Raw genomic sequence first — 2188 nt, 5'->3', positions numbered from 1 at the left:
TGGTAGAGTCGAGAGGGGATATTATTCCCCGTCCCTCTCTGTTAGAACCGGACGTGCGCGTTTCCGTGCATCCGGCTCCTGATATTCTTGGGGTTTACACTCGTTGCTCATGTGTATATAGTCATGACAAGATTCATGGACAGCTAGTAAGTTTTTGGTCTTCCAGTTGTTGTGATTCCCGTCGATGTGGTGCAGATGTACTCGTTCTTCACTGGTACATTTTAGTCCACAATGACCACATGTATGGTTTTGGCGTTTTAGTGCCTTAGAGGTTTCGTTGTTATATAGCTTACTATTCCTTTCGGACCAATAAGTTATATCTCCGTCAAAAGGAGATTTATTTCCTTTGACGTTGACGTGTTTGTTCTCGGAGTAAGGAACCGCAGGGAACGCTTTATCAATCAATTTTGAAGTTGATTCTCTGTCGTTCCTCTTTTCCTTGTTAAGAACTTTCCATGCTCTGCGTCTGGTGTGCCAAAGCGAGAATCTTGACCCATTCATTTTACAGAAGCGGTGATAGTTCCTCCATCCTCTAACTATTGGTGCTAGCTTTTCAGCTTTTAGCTTAGAACCATAATTCGAGCAGTTAACGATGGCTTTTACCTTCTGACGGAACTTTTTATAATTCTCCACTGAGGGAGTACTTCTAAATTTACCGTTGCTCTGCACTTTAAAATGCCAGCCGAGGAAGTCAAACCCATCTGTCGAAGCAGTTATCTTCGTTTTCTTTTCACTTACTTTCATTCCTCTTGCTGCTAGGAATGCGTTGATTTTGCCAAGTATTTCGTTCGCATTATCTTCAGGTCGGAGTATGATTACCATGTCATCCGCATAACGGATTGATGTTTCTCTTATTCCATTTCCTGCATCTTTGTATTTATGAATACTTTCGATTCCGTTTAATGCGATATTTGCTAATAACGGACTTACCACACCACCTTGAGGTGTACCTTGTTCTGGAAATTCGAGATTTGTCCCAGCTTTTAAACAGCGGAATATCCCAATTTTTATACCTAAAGGGGCAATAAGATTTTCCATTATTGTGGTGTGACTTATCCTGTCGAAGCATTTTTCAATATCGAGTTCTATAACTCTCTTATTGCTTCCACTACAGTATGAGCGTAGGTTATTGAATAGGACTTTCTGTGCATCATGCGCCGAACGTCCCGGTCTAAATCCATAACTCTTTTCGTGGAATGTTGCTTCGTGCGCTGGTTCTAGTGCAAATTTTACGAGGCATTGCCAAGCTCGGTCTGCAATGGTTGGAATTTTTAGCATTCTAATACTGCCATCTTTTTTAGGGATGGGGATGCTACGTAACTTTTGGTGATACCAGTTGTTACTTGATGCTTTTAGCATTTTTACTAGCTCAAATCGTTCCTCGAAAGTGAGGGACTTTTTGCCGTCGATTCCAGCCGTCTTCTTACCAACGTTTAGTTGAGTTACTTGACGAATCGCCAAAAATCTAGCCGCTTTGGATTTCAAAATAAGCTTCTGAAGTGACAAAGCTTTACGCTTGTTACCGTCTCGAATAGCTTTGAACACCCTACATTGTAGGCGAAATAAATCTTTCCGAAATTTCTTCCAGTTTAGATTCTTCCACGATTCACTAGTCTCATGACTGTGCCTAATCATGCTCTACTCCGTTAGATGTTTTCTGAATACCTTGCAGCAATTACGCCGCATCCTACCCAAATCAAAGGATTTCCGTATCTCGTCTTACCTACCTGGGATTCGACCTCCCCAAGACCTTCGATTCGTTTTTATTCGTTCCCTCAGATGATTAGTTGTTCCGTTAGGTGTAGCCAATTTAACCATCACAAACCCATGATTCTTACAGCTATCAGGGAATAGACGCTGCGGGTCTTGCTCTGATAAAGTCGGGTTCAAAGGATATGTCCCGCTTAAGCTTTGGTTACTTTTCTAGGCTCTGTTTCACCGTGGGAACTCCCTGTTAGCACCAGTGTCCACCCATAACGGTAGTCTGATTGTGCCCTGTTCCCAGCTTCACTCTGTAAGAATCGAGCTTACTCAGTGTGGGCAGATGAGGAGTCACGCATGAATCTTGCGGGTGGGGCTTTCACCCACATCAATCTGAGAGTTCAGTGTCTAGTTGTCTAGATTTCACTGGCTTAGTTATGTACGGGCTGATTACCGTGATTCACTAAGCAACGAATCGCACTTCCCT

1 protein-coding gene is annotated in these 2188 nt (G+C 42.7%); it reads right to left on the bottom strand.

From position 1 onward, the window contains the following. Window positions 1–21 precede the first annotated feature (21 nt). Window positions 22–1635 carry a group II intron reverse transcriptase/maturase gene (locus AC5JM2_RS22720; protein ID WP_495837094.1) on the bottom strand — a complete coding sequence of 538 codons (1614 nt, stop codon included), beginning with the start codon at window positions 1633–1635 and terminating at the stop codon, window positions 22–24. Window positions 1636–2188: the final 553 nt, after the last annotated feature.

It is taken from the genome of Brasilonema angustatum (assembly GCF_059505445.1).
The sequence above is the reverse complement of the archived record's forward strand: the minus strand, read 5'-3'. Positions and strand labels throughout refer to the sequence as shown.

Excerpts from the sequence above, each read along its gene's own strand:
- AC5JM2_RS22720 (WP_495837094.1), bottom strand. The coding sequence starts at position 1,635 with ATGATTAGGCACAGTCATGAGACTAGTGAATCGTGGAAGAATCTAAAC.